The 20,404-nt window shown below is 65.8% G+C and carries 17 protein-coding genes; 3 read left to right on the top strand and 14 right to left on the bottom strand.

The window, feature by feature from the left end:
* Positions 1-2,901 carry a pyruvate, phosphate dikinase gene (gene ppdK / locus JQ586_RS04710; RefSeq protein WP_212393320.1) on the bottom strand — a complete coding sequence of 967 codons (2,901 nt, stop codon included), beginning with the start codon at positions 2,899-2,901 and terminating at the stop codon, positions 1-3.
* A 91-nt stretch (positions 2,902-2,992) separates the two neighbouring features.
* Complete coding sequence (locus tag JQ586_RS04705) at positions 2,993-3,148, bottom strand: DUF3096 domain-containing protein (protein ID WP_082077225.1); 156 nt, start codon at positions 3,146-3,148, stop codon at positions 2,993-2,995.
* A 238-nt stretch (positions 3,149-3,386) separates the two neighbouring features.
* On the opposite strand from JQ586_RS04705, the gene JQ586_RS04700 reads away from it, so the two are divergent.
* Positions 3,387-3,746 (top strand): DUF1236 domain-containing protein, encoded by a 360-nt coding sequence (locus JQ586_RS04700; RefSeq protein ID WP_212393319.1) that lies wholly within the window; start codon positions 3,387-3,389, stop codon positions 3,744-3,746.
* A 144-nt stretch (positions 3,747-3,890) separates the two neighbouring features.
* Here the strand turns inward: JQ586_RS04700 and JQ586_RS04695 are convergent, their stop codons facing one another.
* From JQ586_RS04695 to JQ586_RS04665, 7 genes are all read right to left on the bottom strand, one after another.
* Positions 3,891-4,484: a bifunctional 2-polyprenyl-6-hydroxyphenol methylase/3-demethylubiquinol 3-O-methyltransferase UbiG gene (locus JQ586_RS04695; RefSeq protein WP_212393318.1), complete on the bottom strand. Its 594-nt coding sequence runs from the start codon at positions 4,482-4,484 to the stop codon at positions 3,891-3,893.
* Between the two features lie 3 nt (positions 4,485-4,487).
* The gene (gene glyS / locus JQ586_RS04690; RefSeq protein ID WP_212393317.1) at positions 4,488-6,584 is read right to left on the bottom strand and encodes a glycine--tRNA ligase subunit beta; all 2,097 of its coding nucleotides are present in this window, start codon (positions 6,582-6,584) and stop codon (positions 4,488-4,490) included.
* A complete protein-coding gene (locus JQ586_RS04685; protein ID WP_212393585.1) occupies positions 6,584-7,519 on the bottom strand; it encodes a glycine--tRNA ligase subunit alpha in 936 nt (311 codons plus the stop codon). The genes glyS and JQ586_RS04685 overlap by 1 nt, the downstream gene beginning before the upstream one ends.
* A 249-nt stretch (positions 7,520-7,768) precedes the next feature.
* A complete protein-coding gene (locus JQ586_RS04680; protein ID WP_212393316.1) occupies positions 7,769-7,960 on the bottom strand; it encodes a hypothetical protein in 192 nt (63 codons plus the stop codon).
* A gap of 116 nt (positions 7,961-8,076) precedes the next feature.
* Positions 8,077-8,988, bottom strand: coding sequence for a S49 family peptidase (locus tag JQ586_RS04675; RefSeq protein ID WP_212393315.1), 912 nt, complete (start codon positions 8,986-8,988; stop codon positions 8,077-8,079).
* Between the two features lie 246 nt (positions 8,989-9,234).
* The gene (locus tag JQ586_RS04670) at positions 9,235-10,002 is read right to left on the bottom strand and encodes a tRNA1(Val) (adenine(37)-N6)-methyltransferase (protein WP_212393314.1); all 768 of its coding nucleotides are present in this window, start codon (positions 10,000-10,002) and stop codon (positions 9,235-9,237) included.
* Positions 9,995-10,222: a DUF2007 domain-containing protein gene (locus tag JQ586_RS04665; protein ID WP_212393313.1), complete on the bottom strand. Its 228-nt coding sequence runs from the start codon at positions 10,220-10,222 to the stop codon at positions 9,995-9,997. Before JQ586_RS04665 ends, JQ586_RS04670 begins: the two co-directional genes overlap by 8 nt.
* Before the next feature lie 135 nt (positions 10,223-10,357).
* Between JQ586_RS04665 and JQ586_RS04660 the strand changes: the two genes are divergently transcribed.
* Positions 10,358-11,368 carry a polyprenyl synthetase family protein gene (locus JQ586_RS04660; RefSeq protein ID WP_212393312.1) on the top strand — a complete coding sequence of 337 codons (1,011 nt, stop codon included), beginning with the start codon at positions 10,358-10,360 and terminating at the stop codon, positions 11,366-11,368.
* Positions 11,369-11,930: 562 nt separating this feature from the next.
* On the opposite strand, the gene JQ586_RS04655 is transcribed toward JQ586_RS04660, so the two are convergent.
* The 3 genes from JQ586_RS04655 to JQ586_RS04645 form a co-directional block, all read right to left on the bottom strand.
* Positions 11,931-12,818, bottom strand: a complete 888-nt coding sequence (locus tag JQ586_RS04655; RefSeq protein WP_212393311.1) for a 4-(cytidine 5'-diphospho)-2-C-methyl-D-erythritol kinase — start codon at positions 12,816-12,818, stop codon at positions 11,931-11,933.
* A gap of 178 nt (positions 12,819-12,996) precedes the next feature.
* Positions 12,997-14,784, bottom strand: coding sequence for a tetratricopeptide repeat protein (locus tag JQ586_RS04650; RefSeq protein ID WP_212393310.1), 1,788 nt, complete (start codon positions 14,782-14,784; stop codon positions 12,997-12,999).
* Positions 14,785-15,094: 310 nt separating this feature from the next.
* Positions 15,095-16,756, bottom strand: a complete 1,662-nt coding sequence (locus tag JQ586_RS04645; RefSeq protein WP_212393309.1) for an electron transfer flavoprotein-ubiquinone oxidoreductase — start codon at positions 16,754-16,756, stop codon at positions 15,095-15,097.
* A 136-nt stretch (positions 16,757-16,892) separates the two neighbouring features.
* Here JQ586_RS04645 and JQ586_RS04640 point away from each other — a divergent pair, with 136 nt between their 5' ends.
* Positions 16,893-17,726 carry a uracil-DNA glycosylase family protein gene (locus JQ586_RS04640; protein WP_212393308.1) on the top strand — a complete coding sequence of 278 codons (834 nt, stop codon included), beginning with the start codon at positions 16,893-16,895 and terminating at the stop codon, positions 17,724-17,726.
* Positions 17,727-17,837: 111 nt separating this feature from the next.
* Here the strand turns inward: JQ586_RS04640 and JQ586_RS04635 are convergent, their stop codons facing one another.
* Together JQ586_RS04635 and JQ586_RS04630 are read right to left on the bottom strand one after the other, a co-directional pair.
* Positions 17,838-19,343: a glycosyltransferase family 39 protein gene (locus tag JQ586_RS04635; RefSeq protein WP_212393307.1), complete on the bottom strand. Its 1,506-nt coding sequence runs from the start codon at positions 19,341-19,343 to the stop codon at positions 17,838-17,840.
* A gap of 270 nt (positions 19,344-19,613) precedes the next feature.
* On the bottom strand, positions 19,614-20,387 hold the full coding sequence (locus JQ586_RS04630) for a ribonuclease HII (protein WP_212393306.1): 774 nt from the start codon (positions 20,385-20,387) through the stop codon (positions 19,614-19,616).
* Between the last annotated feature and the right edge of the window lie 17 nt (positions 20,388-20,404).

The following is a 20,404-nucleotide window of genomic DNA, read 5'->3' as shown; positions in this document are numbered from 1 at the left end:
TTACGCCTGGCTTGCGATCGCCTGGCCGAGCGCGGCCTGCGCCGCGGCGAGACGCGCGATCGGCACGCGATAGGGCGAGCATGAGACGTAGTCGAGTCCGACCTCGTGGCAGAACGCCACCGACGCCGGATCGCCGCCGTGCTCGCCGCAGATCCCGACCTTCAGATTCGGTCGCGTCTTGCGACCGCGGGTGACGCCGATCCGCACCAGCTCGCCGACACCGTCGCGATCGACCGAGATGAACGGATCGATCTCGAGGATGCCCTTGGCGACATATGTGCCGAGGAAGCTCGCTGCATCATCGCGGCTGATGCCGTACGTGGTCTGCGTCAGGTCGTTGGTGCCGAACGAGAAGAACTCAGCGGTCTCGGCCACCTGTCCAGCCATAAGGCAGGCGCGCGGCAGCTCGATCATGGTGCCGACCTGGTAGCCCAGCTTGACGCCGGTCTCCTTCATGACCGCATTCGCGGTCGCATCGATCCGCGCCTTGACGAGATCGAACTCGGCCTTGGTCGCGATCAGCGGCACCATCACCTCGAGGCCGACGGCCTTGCCAGTGCGCTTGCCGGCCTCGACCGCGGCCTCGAAGATCGCGCGCGCCTGCATTTCGGCGATCTCGGGATAGGCGATCGCGAGACGGCAGCCGCGGAAACCGAGCATCGGGTTGAACTCGGCGAGCTCACGGGCGCGATCGGCCAGCTTGCGCGGATCGGTGTTCATGGCGCGCGCCACTTCCTCGATCTCGGCCTGGGTGTGCGGCAGGAACTCGTGCAGCGGCGGATCCAGCAGCCGGATCGTGACGGGCAGGCCCTTCATGATCTCGAACAGCTCGACGAAGTCGGCGCGCTGCATCGGCAGCAGCTTCGACAGCGCCGCGCGGCGCGACTGCTCGTCCTCGGAGAGGATCATCTCGCGCACGGTGCGGATGCGGGTCTCCTCGAAGAACATGTGCTCGGTGCGGCACAGGCCGATGCCTTCGGCGCCGAACTTCACCGCGGTGCGCGCGTCATCGGGCGTGTCGCCGTTGACACGGACGCGGAGCTTGCGGACCTCGTCGGCCCAGCCCATCAGCGTGCCGAACTCGCCGGAGAGCTCCGGCTCGATCATCGGCATGCGGCCGGCCAGCACCTGACCAACCGAGCCGTCGATGGTGATGACGTCGCCGGTCTTGAAGGTGCGCGAGCCCACGCTCATGGTGCCGCGGCCGTAGTCGACGCGGATGGTGCCGCAGCCGGAGACGCAGGGCTTGCCCATGCCGCGCGCGACCACGGCTGCGTGCGAGGTCATGCCGCCGCGGGTGGTGAGGATGCCCTCGGCGGCGTGCATGCCGTGAATGTCTTCCGGACTTGTCTCGATGCGGACCAGGATCACTTTGCGTCCATCGGCCTGCAGCTTGGCCGCTTCGTCCGACGAGAACACGATCTCGCCCGAGGCCGCGCCCGGCGAAGCCGGCAGGCCGGTCGAGATCACGTCGCGCTTGGCGGCCGGATCGATGGTCGGATGCAGCAGCTGGTCGAGGGAAGCCGGGTCGATCCGCGTCACCGCGTCCTTCCTGGAGATCAAGCCTTCATTGGCGAGTTCGACCGCGATACGCAGCGCCGCCTTGGCGGTGCGCTTGCCGCCGCGGGTCTGCAGCATCCACAGCTTGCCCTGCTCGACCGTGAACTCCATGTCCTGCATGTCACGGTAGTGCTTCTCGAGCCGCGTGTAGATCCGCGTCAACTCCTTGAAGGCCTCGGGCATCGCAGCTTCCATCGACGCCTTGTCGGAGCCGCTCTCCTTGCGGGCCTCCTCGGTGATGTCCTGCGGCGTGCGGATGCCGGCCACGACGTCCTCGCCCTGCGCGTTGATCAGGAACTCGCCGTAAAGCTTGCTCTCGCCGGTCGACGGATTGCGGGTGAAGGCAACGCCGGTCGCCGACGTCTCGCCCATGTTGCCGAACACCATCGCCTGCACGTTGACGGCGGTGCCCCAGGATTCCGGAATGTCGTGCAGCTTGCGGTAGGTCACCGCGCGCGCATTCATCCAGGATGAAAACACCGCGCCGATCGCGCCCCACAGCTGGTCATGCGGGTCCTGCGGGAAATCGTGGCCGGTCTCCTTCGCCACCGCTTCCTTGTACCTGCCGACCAGCTCGACCCAGTCATCGCCGGTAAGGTCGGTGTCCAGCGAATAGCCCTGGCCGTCCTTGAAGGTGTCGAGGATGTCCTCGAAGTGATGATGCTCGAAGCCGAGCACCACGTCCGAATACATCGTGATGAAGCGGCGATAGCTGTCATAGGCGAAGCGGCGATCGCCGGAGAGCTCGGCGAGCGCTTCCACGGTCTGGTCGTTGAGACCGAGATTGAGCACGGTGTCCATCATGCCCGGCATCGAGGCGCGCGCGCCCGAGCGGACCGAGACCAGCAGCGGGTTCCTGGCATCGCCGAACGACTTGCCGGTCAGCTTGCCGACATAATCGAGCGCCTTCTCAACCTGCGCTTTCAGTTCCTTCGGATAGGTCTTGTCGTGCTCGTAGAAATAGGTGCAGACGGAGGTCGGAATGGTGAAGCCGGGAGGCACCGGCAGCCCGAGATTGGCCATCTCCGCGAGGTTGGCGCCCTTTCCGCCGAGCAGGTCGCGCAGGGTGGCTTGTCCCTCGGCCTTGCCGTCGCCGAACGTATAGACCCACTTGCCGGCCTTGATCGCGGAGGGAGCTGCCTTGGCCGGAACTCCCTTGGCAACCGGCGCCTTCGCGGCCGGCTTTGCTGCGGCCTTGGCCGCGGCCTTCGGCGCCGCCTTGGGGGCGCTCTTCAGGGCCTTGCGCGCCTGCGGCGCGGCCTTGCGGGCCGGAGCGGAGGGCTTTGATTTCGCTGCCATTTTCTCGGCAGCTTTCTTGGACTTCGCGACGGCTTTGGCCATGTCAGACAACAATCCGTAAAGAGGGGTCGAAGATGCGCGCCTTACACCATTTTGAGGGGTTCCGCGCAAGCCGCGAAACCCCTCTTTCCCGCTACATGTGCAGCCACCGCAAGAGGCCCATCCCGACCAGCCCGATGAAGATCAGGTAGATCGCGACGATGAAGTTGAGCAGCCGCGGCATGACCAGGATCAGGATGCCCGCGATCAGAGCCACGATGGCAGGCACATGCGCAGCGGTGATGACCATTGAAATTTCTCCGGCGGTTTTTTGGAAGTTCGAATCGAGGGCGGCATTCTATCGGCCGAGCAAGTTGCGACATCAAGACGCCTGACGCGCCAACAGGTTCCCTCACCCACGAAATTTGCCCGAAATTGCCGCGTATGTGACGTCGGTTTTTCCGGAACATCGTCGCTGCGGATGAATTGGCTCGCCGTGTGCGTTGGCGAAGGCCGGCGCCGTGCAGCATGAAATGAGGAGCGAGCCCATGCGAAACAGGATACTTGCCGTTGCAGCGATTGCGGCAACGATCACGGTACCGGCTGTTGCCGCACAGGCGCAGACGGTTGGCGTCGTACGCGGTGGTCCCCCGGTTGCGGTCGAGAGTGACGAAGGGATTACGGTCGAGCAACGTCCGGCATTCCGCGAATACATCGTGCGCGAGCGCGTTCCGAATTACACCATCCCCGATCGCGTCGTGGTCGGGACCGTATTGCCGGACGCGGGCGTGACCTACTACGACGTCCCGCAACGGTTCGGCGCGACGCCCTATCGCTACACCGTCGTGAACGGCGAGACCGTGCTGGTCGAGCCGCGCTCGCGTCGCATCGTTCAGGTCGTCGAATAGCCAGCCCCGCGATCGCCTGAATGATGTGTCCGGGCGCCGCGCAAGCGGATTTGCGCGAAGACCGACCGGACATGAAAGCCCCGCCCGGCCTCCCCTCCGGGCGGGGCTTTTCGTGTCCTGCGCTGTCCGGCATCTGCGAATGCCCTACCCGCCCTTCCGCGCAATGATCCGGTGAATGGCCTTGCCGGAGGACGCGCTGACGACCTCCTCGTCGTGCAGCAGCACGGCCTTGGCCAATTGCCCACGCACCTCGGCCGCATCGAACGATGCATAAAGCCGGCCGTGCGCATCGCGCATGTCGGCGCCCTTGGTCACGCGCCAGCTCAGATAGAAGACGCCGCCGGGCTTCGTGATATCGAGCATGCGGCGGACCGATGGCGCGATCAGCGCGTGATCGAGATGCATGATCACGGTCTCGCAGAGCACATTGTCGAAGCTGCCGGATGCAATGCCACGCAGCTCAGGCAGTTCGGCGTGGGTGAAGCGGGCCTGCGGATAGCGCATACGAGCCTCGGCGAGCAGGCCCTCGGAGGCATCGAACCCTTCGGCTGGATAGCCATTGATATCGAGCCACGCCACCTCGCGGCCGCTGCCGCAGCCGATATCGACGGTCGAGCCGCCCTTGATGAAGAAACGCGTGACGATGTCGTGCAGATCGGTCGGGGCCGGCTGGTCATGCCAGTCCTGCGCAAACGTCGCCGCTTCCATGTCGTAGGCGGCGAGCGTTGCACGGTCCATCGCTCAGCCCTCGATCCTGGAGAAATCCGCGACCGCGCGCGTCGCAGCCCGGATTTCGTTGAGCAGCTTCAGGCGGTTCTCGCGAACCTTCGGGTCATCGTCATTGACCTTGACGTTGTCGAAGAAGGCATCGACCGCCGGACGCAGCTTGGCCATCGCGCTCATCGCAGCCGCAAATTCTTCCTTGGCGACCGCGGCGGAGGCGTCGCTCTTCACCTGGTCGATCGCCTTCGCCAGCGCCTTCTCCTCGTCGAGCATGTAGAGCGCGGCGTCGGGCACGCCGTCGAAGGTGCGCTTGTCCTTCTTCTCCTCGATCGCGAGGATGTTGCTGGCGCGTTTTGTCCCCGCGAGCAGGTTCTTGCCGTCGTCGGTATCGAGGAATTTGCCGAGGGCCTCGACACGGCGGACGACGAGCAGGAGATCGTCCTGGCCGCCGAGCGAGAACACGGCATCGACGAGATCGTGGCGTGCGCCCTGTTCGCGGAGCTGGACCTTCAGGCGGTCGGCGAAGAAGGCGAGCAGATCGTTTGACAGCTTCTCACTGTCCGCGTTGACCGAGAGCCCGGCCAGTGCGGACCTGGCGGCCTTCACAATCGGCAGGCGCAGCGTGTTCTCGACGATCAGCCTGATGACGCCCAGCGCCGCCCGCCTCAGCGCGTAGGGGTCCTTGCTCCCCGTCGGCTTCTCGTCGATCGCCCAGAATCCAACCAAGGTGTCGAGCTTGTCCGCCAGCGCCACAGCCACACTCACCGGATCGGTCGGCACGCGATCCGTTGGCCCCTGCGGCTTCCAGTGCTCTTCGCTCGCCGCAGCGACGGACGCATCCTCGCCCTGCGCCAGCGCGTAGTACTTGCCCATCAGGCCCTGAAGCTCGGGGAATTCACCGATGACTTCCGTGAGCAAATCGGCCTTCGCGAGATGCGCGGCACGCTTTGCCTTCTCGACATCGGCGCCAACGAGTGGCGCGATCTCGGCGGCAAGCCGCTCGATGCGCCTGATCCGTTCCGCCTGCGTGCCGAGCTTCTCGTGGAACACGATCTGCTCGAACTTCGGCAGCCGGTCTTCCAGCCTGGTCTTCAGGTCCGTCTCATAGAAGAACTTCGCATCACTCAGCCGCGGCCGGATCACGCGCTCGTTGCCGGCAACGATGGTCTTGCCGCCGTCGGTGGCTTCGAGATTGGCCGTCAGCACGAACTTGTTGGTCAATTTCCCGGTCTTGGGATCCCTGACAACAAAGCACTTCTGGTTGTTGCGGATGGTGGCGCGGATCACTTCGTCCGGAATCGCCAGGAATTCCTGCTCGAACGATCCCATCATGACGACGGGCCATTCGACGAGGCCGGAGACCTCGTCGAGCAGCACCTGATCCTCGACCAGCTCGAGGCCCTGCGCGAATGCCAGCTCCTTGGCGTCCTCGAGGATGATGTCCTTGCGCGCCTGCGGATCGAGGATGACCTTTGCGGCCTTCAGCTTGGCCTCGTAATCCTCGAAGCGGCGCACGGAGATCGCGCCGGGTGCCATGAAGCGGTGGCCGTAAGTGGTCTGCCCGGCCCCGATGCCGTCGATGGAGAACTTCACGACATCGGGCTCCTCGGTCTCGAGCCCGAAGGTCGCTGTGATCGCGTGCAGCGGGCGCACCCAGGACAGCGAGCCTGATTTGGCCGAACGCGCGCCCCAGCGCATCGATTTCGGCCACGGGAAGGTGCGGATGATCACCGGCAGCATCTCGGCGATCACGTCGATCGCAGGACGGCCGGGCTTTTCGATCAGCGCGATGTAGAAATCGCCCTTCGGATCTTTCTGGATCGTCGCTTCATCCAGCGATTTGAGACCGGTCGCCTTCAGAAAGCCCTGCACCGCCGCATCCGGCGCACCGATCTTCGGGCCGCGACGTTCGGTCTTCAGGTCGGGCTGGCGCGCGGGGATGCCGTGCACGGTCAGCGCGAGGCGCCGCGGCGTCGCGAACGCCTTGGCGCCCTCATAGACGAGGCCCTCGGCGACGAGCTTGTCGGTCACCATGCGGCGCAGATCGTCCGCCGCCTTCCCCTGCATGCGCGCGGGGATTTCTTCGGAGAACAGTTCGAGGAGAAGATCGGGCATCAGACCGTCCTGCCCGTTTCGGTGTGGATCCACGCCTCGCCGCAGGCCTTCGCCAGATCGCGCACGCGCGCGATGTAGCTCTGCCGCTCGGTCACCGAGATGACGCCGCGGGCATCGAGCAGGTTGAACACGTGACTCGCCTTGATGCACTGGTCGTAGGCCGGCAAGGCCATCAGATGTTCCTTCGCATTGCCACCCTCGCGCCAGCCGGCAGCGAGATATTTCTTGCAGGCGTCCTCGGCCATCCTGAACTGCTCGAACAGCATCGCGGTGTCGGCATATTCGAAATTGTGCCGCGAATATTCCTGCTCGGCCTGCAGGAACACGTCGCCATAGGTGACCTTGTCGGCGCCCTCGCGTCCGTTGAAGTTGAGGTCATAGACGCGGTCGACGCCCTGCACATACATCGCGAGGCGCTCGAGCCCGTAGGTGAGTTCGCCCGACACCGGTGCGCATTCGACACCGGCGACCTGCTGGAAGTAGGTGAACTGCGAGACTTCCATGCCGTCGCACCAGCATTCCCAGCCGAGGCCCCAGGCACCGAGCGTGGGGCTCTCCCAGTCGTCCTCGACGAAGCGGATGTCGTGAACGGCCGAATCGATGCCGATCGCGGCCAGCGACTTCAGGTACAGCTCCTGAAGGTTCGGCGGCGACGGCTTCATGATGACCTGGAACTGATAGTAGTGCTGCATCCGGTTGGGGTTTTCGCCGTAGCGGCCGTCCTTGGGCCGCCGCGAGGGCTGCACATAGGCCGCGTTCCAGGGCTTCGGGCCCAGCGCGCGCAGGGTGGTGGCGGGATGGAAGGTGCCGGCGCCCATTTCCATGTCGTAAGGCTGCAGGATGACGCAGCCCTGCTCGGCCCAGAATCGCTGGAGGGCCAGGATGAAACCCTGGAACGACCGTTCCGGGCGCATGTGATCAGGCAGGGCGTCCATCGTCACGTCAGGTCTCGCGAGGGGGGATTGAAGCGCGCGGGACCGTATCGGCGGCGGCCAATGGAATCAAGGCGATGCGGGGTGTTTCGTTCTTGCCTCGCCCCGCTTGCGGGGAGAGGCTGAAATTCGCGCGTCGCGCGGATTTGCGGTGAGAGGGATTCTCCGCGTACTGGCGTCTTTCGAGCTTGCGGAGACAGCCCCTCACCCCAACCCTCTCCCCGCAAGAGCGGGGCGAGGGGGTTTCAAGTCCTAGCCCGGGCGGTAGGCTCCGGTGACGGGGTCGCGGCGCAGGGTCTTGATTTCGCTTGAACGCGCGGCCTCGGCCCCGCGGGCAAGCCGCGCCTCCTCCAGTTCCCGGTTGATCTGGATGGCGGTCCTGTAGGCCCAGCGGACCACGGCCAGGCCACCCAGGACGCCTGCGAATGCGATCAGCGGCGGCATCGGTCGATCCTTGTCGTTCACGTCGGTCAGGCCCCCAATGGGAGGTATTCTCGCCGAAGACAGCCTGCGCCGCAATTGCGCTTTTGGGGCTAAATGGCGCGCTCAAATCCACGTGTTCAGAACCCGAATCTGGCCCAGATCGCCCTGGTTTCCAGCGCCGAGATCAAATCGTCGGGGAGTCCGCCCAGCCCGTCCAGCAACGCCAGCTGCCCTGCCCCCGGCGCGCGCCGGCCGAGCAGGCCGGAGAGCATGCCGCTCGCGGGCGCGATCACCGGCGTCAGCACCTTCTCACCATAACGCACGCGCAGGGTCGACCTGAGATCGCCGACGGCGTCGGCAAGGCCGAGTCCAACAGCGGTCTCGCCGGCCCAATATTCGCCGGTGAACAGTTCGTCGTCGGGCCCCCTGAGGCGTCCGCCCCGGCTCTGCTTCACCAGCGCGATGAAGATCGCATGGATCTCGCGCTGGATCGCCTTCAGCCGAGCGACGTCGTCGGGATTCTCCGGCAGGAATGGATCGAGCATCGCCTTGTGGCTGCCGGCCGTGTAGAGCCGCCGCTCGACCCCGATCTTCTTGATCAGCCCTTCGAGGCCGAAGCTGCCACCGACGACGCCGATCGAGCCGAGGATCGAGGACGGGTCGCAATAGATCTCGTCGCCCGCGCAGGCGATCATGTAGCCGCCGGACGCCGCGACGTCCTCGACGAACACCAGGACCGGCAGCTTCTTCTCGGCGGCGAGCTGACGGATGCGCAGATAGATCTGCCGCGACTGCACCGGCGAGCCGCCCGGCGAGTTGATCACCAGCGCCACCGCCTTGGCGTTCCTGGTGCCAAAAGCGCGCTCGAGCATCTTGGCGACGCCTGACAGCGTCATGCCTGGCCGCAGCGGCGTCACCGCGCCGATCACGCCAGACAGACGGACCACGGGAACGACGGCAACACCCCGCCTCAATCGCGCGGGAAGCAGGCTCATCAGGCGATCGAGCATTCCAGGCCGTCCCGCGCGATCACTTATTTGTTCACTCATGCCGTTACCTCGAATTAACCATTCCTTATCACGCCACTGTCATTGGATTGCGGGGCACGCCTTTTGCATTCTTGCGTTGGGGCTGCAATGACGCAGCGGGAGAGCATCATGAAAATCTATCTGCTGATTTTGCTGATCGGTACACTCCTCACCGCGGTCCGTTTCACCTCGACGCCGGACCGGCAGTCGGAAACGGCTCCGCACTAACTCGGTTCCGACGACGACGCGGGCGGTGGAACTGCCCGCTCAAGGCCGCGCCAGCGGCAATCCTCCCCTTCCAGCCATTATCTCCTGCACCCATTTGTTGGGCACACCTGACTCATCTTTGAGCAGCAGCGCGGCGTGCAGCCGTGTCGGCGCGCGCCCGCCCTTGGTGGCCCGCACCAGGATCCGGATCGCTGACGCCGCCGCGTCGGCGTGAACCGGCAGGATCTCGACACTGCCGAAGCCGCGCTCGAGTGCCCTCAACACCTCGGCGATCCCGTCGGCCCGCCAGATCATCACCAGCCGTCCATTCGATTTCAGCAGCCGCCGTGCCACATGGACCCATCCCTCCAGCGTCGTTGCAGTCGCGACATGCGCGCGCTGGCGCACGCTGTCCGGCGAGGCGCGGTGCCTCGAGGGATCGTTGAAGGGCGGGTTCATCATCACGACATCGGCACTGTCGGGCGCGAGCCCGGCGTCCGCGAACGCTGCCGCGCCGGCCTCGACGTCGAGCACGATCACGTCGGCCATGATCGCATTGACGCCGGCGTTATTCCGCGCCAGCTCCGCCAGGCCAGCGTCGACCTCGACCAGTGCGAGGTCGACATCGCCCACGCGCCGCGCCACCGCCAGCCCGGCCGCGCCGACGCCGGCGCCGAGATCGACGACGCGATCGCCCGGCCGCGCCGGCGTGGCCGCGGCCAGAAGGATCGCGTCATGGCCGGCGCGATGACCGGCCCGCGGCTGCCGCAGCGTCAATTGCCCGCCGAGGAATCCATCCTCGGTGACGGCGGAAGACGGCCTATTCATCGGCCCGCAATTCGTGGCCGAGGCCGGCCTCGGTCAGGAGCTGGCGCGCTTCGCGGTTGTCATCCTCATGCACCAGGATCCGGCGCGGCAGCACGCCGAGCGAGCCCTCGATGATGCTCATGTTCTGGTCCAGCACCAGATGGTGGATGTTGGCGCTGTCGAGCAGCGCGCCGACGGCGGAGACCAGCACCATGTCGTTGGTCCGAACCAATTCCCGCAAATCCAGCTCTCCTCTGCCCCCGGCTGTCCGGGCGTCGCGCCACATGTCAACAATTTCGTGGCCTTGCCGCTTCACCGCGCAGTTTCTATTGTTATAGCTGAGGATAATGCGAATTCGGCAAAATTGGAGACCAGCGTGGCGGTTATTGTACCCTTCGAAAGCCCGTCCAATGCTTCGATCGACGGGCTGGTGGGACTTGTCGCCGCCGACATGGAGCGCGTCAACGCGACCATCATCTCGCGCACCGGCTCGGAGGTCACCATGATCCCCGAGGTCGCCAACCACCTGATCTCGTCCGGGGGCAAGCGGCTGCGCCCGATGCTCACCCTGGCGATGGCCCAATTGTCTGACTATTCCGGCGACGGCCACGTCAAGCTCGCCGCCGCGGTCGAATTCATGCACACCGCGACCCTGCTGCATGACGACGTCGTCGACGAAAGCGAGCTGCGCCGCGGCAAGCTGTCGGCGCGGATGCTGTGGGGCAACGAGGCGAGCGTCCTCGTCGGCGACTTCCTGCTCGGCCAGGCTTTCCGCATGATGGTCGAGGTCGGCTCGCTGCGCGCGCTCGACATTCTCTCTGCAGCCGCCGCCACCATTGCCGAGGGCGAGGTGATGCAGCTCGCCGCCGCCAAGAACACCGCGACCACCGAGGACGAATATCTCGCCGTCATCAGAGGCAAGACCGCCGAGCTGTTCGCCGCGGCCTGCGAGGTCGGTCCCGTGATCGCCAACCGCCCCAAGGCCGAGCAGACCGCCTGCCGCTCGGTCGGCATGAATCTCGGCATCGCCTTCCAGCTGGTCGACGACGTGCTCGACTATGGCGGCAAGTCCGCCAAGCTCGGCAAGAATGTCGGCGACGATTTCCGCGAGGGCAAGATCACGCTGCCGGTGGTGCTCGCCTTCCGTCGCGGCAACGACACCGAGCGCAAGTTCTGGGTCCGCGCGCTCGAGCGCGGCGAGATCGGCGCCAGCGATCTCGATCACGCGATCGGGCTGATGACCAAGCATCGCGCGCTGGAGGACACGATCAGCCGCGCCCAGCACTATGGCGCGATGGCCGTCGACGCGCTCGCGCTGTTCCCGCCCTCGCCGATGAAGACGGCACTGGAAGAGGTGGTGGCGTTCTGCCTGGCAAGGTCGCATTAGGCTGACGGATCCGCTGCGCGCCACGCTCACCGATGATCGAGCCGGGCGATGACAACTTTGGATGAGGACGCAGCTTCGCGGTCTCGCGACATATTTGCCCGAGCTTTGCTCTTCGCTTTCGCCGCTCTGCGAGCAGAGGGCGCAGGGAAAGCCGGGTGCCGATCGCACCCATGGGCCCCGAGCAACAAAGATAGCTCGGGGGTAGGACCACAGGTGTAACCGGAAACATCCCGGCTTTCCCTGCGCGATGGTTTACGGCTTATACGTGCTCTCCCCGGCGAGACTGGGCTCTTTTGTCACCGTCATCAGCAAGAGACATCGCCCTCACTGACGAGACACCTGCCACTAGGGCGTCAGGCCTGCACGATTTCGCCGTCCGCCATCTGCCACGACCGTCAATCGCGACATCGGCGTCCACCGCATCCCACCACAACACTCGTGACGATCGCGAAGCGCCCCTCAATCGGGTGAGACGCGCGGAATTGAACATCTGATTTGCCCGACGACGGAAGCGCCGTTTTGCCCGTCGGGTTGATTTGTCGCACCCGGCCGCGCCGCATCCTCAGCTCAGCGTGCCCGCATGCACCCACCAGCCGGGGCGATCGGCGCGCAGTCTGTCGCCGGCGGCTTCGGCGGCGGCGTCATCGGCGAAGATCGCAAAGCACGTGGCACCGGAGCCCGACATGCGGGCGAGGCGGACGCCTGCGGATGCGCGCAGCGCTGCGAGCACCTCGCTGATCACAGGCTCGATGCGCGCCGCGGGAGCTTCGAGATCGTTGGTGCCGCCTGCGAGCGCATCGATCCAGTCGTCGATCGCCACACCGGCTTCCGGCCAGGACGGCGTCTGCATCATCACGTCGGTCGCTCCGATCAGGAGCTCGCCATTGCGCAGACCGAGCGCGTTGAAGACGGCCCTGGTCGCGACCGGCACGCGCGGATTGACCAGCACGCAAGGCATCGTCGGCAGATCGAGCGGCAGCAGCGTCTCGCCCACGCCGGCCATGTCGCAGGCGCGCGAGGCGACGCAGACCGGCACGTCGGCCCCGGTCTGCAGCGCGACCTCCATGATCCTGGCATCGTCGAGCGCGAGCTCGTTGAGCCGCGCCAGCAATCGCAGCGCGGCCGCGGCATCCGCGGAGCCGCCGCCGATGCCGGCCGCGACGGGGAGCACCTTCTCCAGCGTGAAGTGGCCGACCTCGAGATCCGCCACGCGCTCGCCGAGCAGGCGCGCGGCCTTGAGCACCAGATTGTCCGAGGTGTCGCCACAGGCAGCGGCCAGCGGCCCTTCCATCGTCAGCCCCAGCTCGGAGCCCGGCTCGAGCGTGAGCCGATCGGCGCAATCGGCAAACGCGACGACGCTTTCCAGGTCGTGAAATCCGTCGACGCGCCGCCCGATCACCCGCAGCGTCAGGTTGACCTTGGCACGCCCTTCTTCAACTAGCGCCGGCACGGCGATAAACCCCTAAAAAAACAAAGATCGTGATGCGATTAGCGTAAATCGCACCACGATCCTATCTCTTTGTTTGAGCAGAAATTCCGTGCTCTTCCCCCTCTTTCGCGTGCGGAGCGCGAGCTTCGCCCGTCTCGACCCGAAGCGGGAGAGGTGATGGAGGCCTCAGCCCTCCCGACTAGCCGCCCTTGCCGTCGTCATCCTTCTTCTTGTCGGCGGAGGCGGCCGCCGGCGAGTTGTCCTCGGGCAGGCCGTTCTGGATCTTGGCCTCGATCTTCGGCAGCTCTTCCGGCTCGGGCTTGAGGTCGCGCGCATGGGCCCATTGGAACTTGGCCTCCAGCGTGCGGCCGACGCGCCAGTAGGCGTCGCCGAGATGGTCGTTGATGGTCGGATCCTCGGGCTTGAGGTCGATCGCGCGCTCGAGGTTCTTCACCGCCTCATCGTAATTGCCGATGCGGAAATAGGCCCAGCCGAGCGAGTCCACGATGTAGCCGTCGTCGGGACGCTGATCGACGGCCCGCTTGATCATCTTCATGCCTTCGTCGAGATTGACGCCCTGGTCGATCCAGGAATAGCCGAGATAGTTCAGCACATGCGGCTGCTCGGGCTGCAGCTCGAGCGCCTTGCGCATGTCGGCCTCGGCCTTGGTCCACTGCTTGGAGCGCTCCTCGCAGATGCCGCGATAGTAGTAGGTGACCCAGGCGTTCTTGTCGCCCTCGGGCGGCAGCGCGTCGATCGCCTTGGTGTAGGTGCCGGAGCAGTCCGCGAACTTCTTGCGGCCGCGCTCGATATTGCCGAGCGCCATGATCGCCTCGACGTCCTTCGGCGCGTCTGCGGTGACTTCCTTCAGAATCTTGATCGCCTCGTCGCTGCGGTCGGCGGCGTCGAGATCGGTCGCAAGCTGGATCTGCGAATTGCGCTTCAGCGGCGAGGACGCCGGCATCCGCTCGTAGACCTTGATCGCCATCTGCGGCTTCTTCACCGATTCATAGAGATCGGCGAGCGAGAGCAGCGCCAGCGGATGGTTGGGCTGCAGATAGAGCGCAAGCTGCAGGTAGACCAGCGCCAGATCCTCACCGCCGCGCCGCGTCAGCGTCGCCCCGATGCCGTACAGCGCCTCGGCGGCGCCGGCCTGCGCCGACTCGACCAGCGGCGGCAGCTTCTTGCCGGCCTTGGTCTCCTTGATGCCCTCGAGCACCAGGGGATGGCGCGGCAGCTTCTTGTCGAAGGCCTCGTACAGCGCGGTCGCCGACGCGGCGTCCTTGTTGCGCGAGGTCCAGCGCGCATATTCGTCGACCGTGCGCAGCATCGAATCATCGAGCTTGTAGGCGCGCTCGAACCGGGTGCCGGCATCCTTGTCCTTGCCGGCGAGCTCGAGGATCATGCCGGCATGCAGGTCCTTGAAGATCGGGTACCATTCCGGCCCGGTCAGCTTGTCGATGCCGGCAACCGCTCCCTTGACGTCGCCGGCGCCATAGCTCGCCCAGGCCGACAGCAGCGTCGCCACCAGGTCGGTGATCGGGCCGCGGACCGACTGGTTGATGTTGGATTCGGCCGCCGAATATTTCCTGGCCTTGAGATCGCGCACACCGATCACGAGGCGGGCGACGCGGTTGGACTTGTCCTGGGTCAGGATGCGCTCGGCGAGCTTGACCGCCTCGTCGATGTCGCCGTCGGCGAGCGAGGAGATGAAGGCGCGATCGAGCAATTCGGAATTCTTCGGGTCGGTGCGCAGCGCCGAGCGGTAGAACGCAGCAGCCGAGGCCGCGTCGCGCTCGACGCTGGCGTGGCGGGCCGCCAGGTAGCTGCCGGAGGTGGTCAGCGACTTCAGGTCGGTCTTGCTCGGAAACTGCGCCGCGTTGTCGGAGGGATGCTCCGGCGTTTGCGCCAACAGCTGGCCTGGCGCAGCAAGCGCGGCAGCGGCGATGAGGGCAATCGTCAGGCGGTTGAAACGGGTGGACAGCATCACGGTCGCCTTGCTCCAGGGATTACGGCCAAGATCGTTCTGACCAGATCTTGCCTGCGGTCAGTCTCGAATGCGAACCCAAGCGGCGGCATCACGGCCAGCGACAATGCCGCTTTTGGCGTTCAACCGCAAGGATAGGCGTGACGAATCGATTGGCAGATTAAGCCTTTAGGCCCGCCGATCCAGCCAGCCCCATCGCAAAACGCTGGTACTGTGGCGGTATCGTGACCGGAGCAGGCACGGAAACGTCCGTTCCGATCAAATGTCGGAACGGGACCTGTTCCCGATGTTTCCAAAGTGGCCGCTCCGATTACATCGCCTCGTAGTTCGGGCCGCCGCCGCCCTCCGGGGGAACCCATGTGATATTGCCGTTGGGGTCCTTCACGTCGCAGGTTTTGCAGTGGACGCAGTTCTGGGCGTTGATCTGGTAGCGCGGCCCGGAGGCCTCCTCGACCCATTCATAGACGCCGGCCGGGCAATAGCGGTTGGATGGGCCGGCGAACACGTCGTGCTCCGAGGTCTTCTGCAGGTTCATGTCGGCGACCTTGAGGTGGACCGGCTGGTCTTCCTCATGGTTGGTGTTGGACAGGAACACCGACGACAGCTTGTCGAACGAGATCTTGCCGTCCGGCTTCGGATAGACGATCGGCTGATGCTGCTTCGACGGGTCGAGCGTCTTGCGATCGGGCTTGGCGTGCGACAGCGTGCCGAACAGCGAGAAGCCGAACAGCTGATTGGTCCACATGTCCAGTGCGCCGAGCGGAACGCCGAGCAAGGTGCCGAACTTCGACCACAGCGGCTTGACGTTGCGGATCCTGAACAGGTCCTTGCCCACAGCAGAGTCGCGCCAGGAATTCTCGTAGTCGACGACCTCGTCATTGGCGCGGCCGGCAGCGAGTGCCGCAGCGACGTGCTCGGCGGCGAGCATGCCGGTGCCCATCGCATTGTGCACGCCCTTGATGCGCGGCACGTTGACGAAGCCCGCGGCGCAGCCGACCAGCGCGCCGCCCGGGAAGGTCAGCCGCGGCACCGACTGGTAGCCGCCCTCGGTGATGGCGCGCGCGCCATAGGCGAGCCGCTTGCCGCCCTCGAACACATCGCGGATCGACGGATGCGTCTTGAAGCGCTGGAATTCATCGAACGGCGACAGATACGGGTCGTCGTAATTCAGATGCACGACAAAGCCGACCGCGACACGGTTGTCGTCGTAGTGATAGAGGAACGAGCCGCCACCGGTCGAATTGTTCAAGGGCCAACCGAACGAGTGCTGGATCAGGCCCTTCTGGTGCTTCGCCGGATCGATCTGCCAGACTTCCTTCAACCCGATGCCGAATTTCGGCGGCTCGCTCTTGGCGTCGAGCCGGTATTTCGCGATCAGCTGCTTGGACAGCGAGCCGCGCGCGCCCTCCGCGAACAGCGTGTATTTGCCGAGCAGCTCCATTCCGCGGGTGTATGAGTCCTTGTGCGTGCCGTCCCTGGCAATGCCCATGTCGCCGGTCGCGATACCCCGAACCGCGCCCTTGTCGTCGTACAGCACCTCGGCGGCGGCAAAGCCCGGATAGATCTCGACGCCGAGCGCCTCCGCCTTCGGCGCCAGCCAGCGGCAGACATTGCCGAGCGAGCCGATGTAGCAGTGATGATTGTCCATCAACGGCGGCATCGCGAAATTCGGCAGCCGGATGTGATTGTCGCCGAACATCCAGTAGAACCGGTCTTCCTTGACCTGCGTCTTCAACGGACAGTCAGGGTCCTCGCGCCAATCCGGGATCAGTCTGTCGAGCGAGATCGGATCGATCACCGCGCCCGAGAGAATGTGCGCGCCGACCTCGGACCCCTTCTCCACCACGACGACAGACAATTCGGGATTGACCTGCTTGAGCCGGATCGCGGCCGACAGGCCCGACGGGCCGGCGCCGACGATGACGACGTCGAATTCCATGGACTCGCGAGGGGGAAGTTCTTCAGCACTCATGATCTGATCTCAGCCCGTTGAGAACGCTTCTAAGCTTTTCAAGGTCGTTGTTTCCGATTTTTGACGCAAGGACAACCATGGAATTGCGCATCTCGCGGTTTCGCGTCGACGCAATCGGCCCTAAACTGCCGATATCATGCCCCCGACGCCAGAACCCGCGCCTACATTGAAGCAATTGCTGGCCTTTTACCTCGAGGCCGGGGTCGATTGCGCGCTTGTCGACGAGCCGATCAACCGGCTGGAGGAGCCGGATCGTGCTCCGGCGCCCGCGGCCGCGCAGCCGTCCGCAACGCCCGGTCCGCTGCGCCCCCCGCCTGCGCCGACGCCGTCCGTTCCGCGTAGCGAAATCAGCGTCTCGCCGGATGCGGCTATCGCTACCGCGCGCGAGGCGGCGCGCACCGCGCCGACGCTCGAAGCCTTGCGCGCGCTGCTGGAGAATTTCGACGGCTGCGCACTGAAGCAGACCGCGACGAAGCTGGTGTTCGCCGACGGCAATCCGGCGGCGCGCGTGATGTTCGTCGGCGAGGCGCCGGGCCGCGACGAGGACATCGAGGGCCTGCCCTTCGTCGGCCGTTCGGGAAAACTGCTCGATCGCATGATCGCAGCGATCGGGCTCGACCGCAGCAAAGCCTACATCGCCAACGTGATCCCGTGGCGGCCGCCCGGCAACCGCACACCGACACCGCAGGAAACGCAAATCTGCCTGCCGTTCATCCAGCGCCAGATCGAGCTGGTCGATCCCGACGTGCTGGTGACGCTCGGCAATCCCTCGACCCAGGCGCTGCTGTCGACGCGCGAGGGCATCATGCGCACGCGCGGCAAATGGTTCGACTACGACACCGGCACGCGTTCGATCCGCGCCATCGCCACGTTCCACCCGGCCTATCTGCTGCGCTCGCCGTCCTACAAGAAGATGACGTGGCTCGATCTGCGCGCGATCGCGAAGGCGTTGCAAGGAGCGAATGCGTAAGGGCTTCAGTTATTCGTAGCCCGGATGAAGCGCAGCGCAATCCGGGGCAGATTATCCGCGGAGACCTTTCCCGGATTACGCTGCGCTCCATCCGGGCTACGGCAACGATGACTACCCCTTCGGCCGCACGATGGCCCAGCCGATCCGCAGCACGGGCAGCCGTCCGTTGACCAGCCGGTCGAAGGCGCGCGGAACTTCCGGCACAATGCCGGGAAAGCGCTGCGCGATCTCTGGCGGCGGGGTGCCGGCGGTGTCCTGTGCCCGCCACACCACGACGCCGCCGGTCTGGTTGAATTTCGCGATCGACAGCCAGGGCGTCCGCTGCGGGCTGGCGTCGAGCAACAGATGCGGCCGGCGCCCATCCAGCGCGATGAGGCTCGCCAGTTGCGGATCTCCGGCAACCGCGCGCAGGCGCTGGTTGGTGCGGCGTTCATAGCTGTCGTCGAAGAAGCGTCCCATCGCGACCGCCGGCAGCGAGGTCGGCGCCTCCGTCGTGCTGGTCCAGGGCAGGAACAGCGCCGCGGCGATCGCGGCGAGGCCGGGCCCCGCCACGGCGAGCGCCCAGACCGTGCGCAATAACCGCTGCCGCCGCAGATGAACCAGGTCGCCGGTCGCGACCACCACCGCCAGTCCCGACATCAGCAGCACGACGCCGGCGCCACCGAACACGCGGTCGAAATTGAACAGGCCCGCAACGAAGCTGCCGATGATCGCCGGCGCGAAGGCGAAGAAATAGACGAATTGTTGCGCCAGCGGCCCGACCGGCGGGCGATAGATGATCGGCGCATCCTCCGGCCCGCGGGCGAACCAGCCGGAATTGAGGATCGCGAGCAGCACGACGGCGACCATCGCGACGATCAACCCGCCGAGCACGACGCCCCAGCGCGTGGCGCGGGCGCCGAGACCGGCGATCGCGGGCAGCGGCGGCAGCGCCATTACATCGGCGCGGATCAGCCAGATCAGATAGGGCAACGCCAGCACGACGATGACGAGCAGCGCATACAGCGGATCGACCGACATCAGGGTGCGCCGCCCGCGCGCGGTCGCGAGTGCAAAGCCTGCGACGAGAAGGATCATGCCGATTGCCGCCGGCGTCGTCAGCAAGAGCAAGCCGCAATCGATCGACCAGGCGAACCAGGCGCTGCGCCGGTTCTGCCCGATCAGTTGCCAGGAGTGCAGCAGCAGCAGCGCCCAAAGCGGCCGTGCCAGGATCAGCGGGCCGAACTCGACGCTCGGCGAGGAAAACACCACCACCGTCATCGATAACAGCACCGCGAGCACCGCCTGCGGCCCGCCGACGATGGCACGCGCCAGGTGATAGAAGACGATGAAGGTCGCGACCGCGCAGACCTGCGCCAGCAGATAGACGCCGAACATGTGATCGCCGACGGCGCGGAAGGCGATATCGGCCAGCCAGAACGACAGCGGCGGCCCCATGTCGGTGCCGACCTGATATTCGCGGCCGAACGCCAGCACGGTGGCGAGATCGCCGGGCGGGCTGCCGTAGAGGATCAGGGGAACGAGCAGCCAGATCGCGGCCTGCGCCAGCACCACGATCCAGACCACCAGCCGTGGCCGGGCCCGGATCAGTTCGACAACCAGGGAGGTAAACCGCATGAAACGCCTGAAATGCCCAGCCACCCGCGTCAGCGGCGCAATCCGATCCGGGGGATTTGATACCGGGCGACGGCGACGGTGGCAACGGCGGCGGATGTGTTCAATGGTTGAAGCGGACCGCCGCCCCAATCTCCGCGTCATGCCCCCGCGCGTGCGGGGCATCCAGCACGCCGCGGCCTCGCGGCTGCCGCACAACCATCGCTGGACTACTGGGTCGCCTGGCCAAGCCGGGCGATCACGGTGGAGAACGGGCGCAAGCCAGCGCCTGGCCTATGCCGCTTCGGATGCGGCGGCTTCGCTTTCCGCATCCACTGTGAACAGGTCGGGTTCGGCCGGGACCGGGAAATGTTTCAGCCGCGCCGCGACGACGGGGGCGAAGAAGCTGCGGTGATGGGCGCTGGGGCCGAGGCGGTCGAGCGCCTCGAGATGCTCGGGAACCGCGTAGCCCTTGTGCTGCTCGAAGCCGTAGCCGGGGCAATCGAGCGCCAGCGCGCTCATCAGCCGGTCGCGCGTCACTTTCGCGATGATCGAGGCCGCCGCGATCGATAACACGAGCCCGTCGCCACCGATCACGGCCTCGCAGTCGCAGGGCGTGGCGAGCCTGTCACGGCCGTCGACGAAGACGTGCTTCGGCATCTCCGGCAGCGCGTGCACGGCGCGCGCCAGCGCCCACAGCGAGGCGCGGAGGATATTGTCGCGGTCTATGCGCGCACGCGACGCCACGGCGACCGAGAAGGCGGCAGTGGCGCAGATCTCCTCGAACAGTTCCTCGCGGCGTTCCGCGGTCAGCCGCTTGGAATCGTCGATGCCCTTTGGAATACGGTTCGGGTCGAGCACCACGGCAGCAGCGACCACGGGCCCGGCGAGCGGGCCGCGCCCGGCCTCGTCGCAGCCGGCGATCGGCCAGACGCCGCGCTTGATCAGCGCGCGCTCGCGCCGAAAGCTCGGCCGCACGATCACGCGCTTCTCCGCCTTGGCGGGCTCGGCCGGCTTTTTCGCTAACGTTTTCGCTAACGTTTTCTTGGCGGACTTGTCCCGAATCATGCGGGGATCGTGATCAA

Source organism: Bradyrhizobium jicamae (genome assembly GCF_018130215.1).
In the GTDB taxonomy this organism is placed as follows: Bacteria; Pseudomonadota; Alphaproteobacteria; order Rhizobiales; family Xanthobacteraceae; genus Bradyrhizobium; species Bradyrhizobium jicamae_A.
This window is presented reverse-complemented; position numbering and strand designations above follow the sequence as displayed.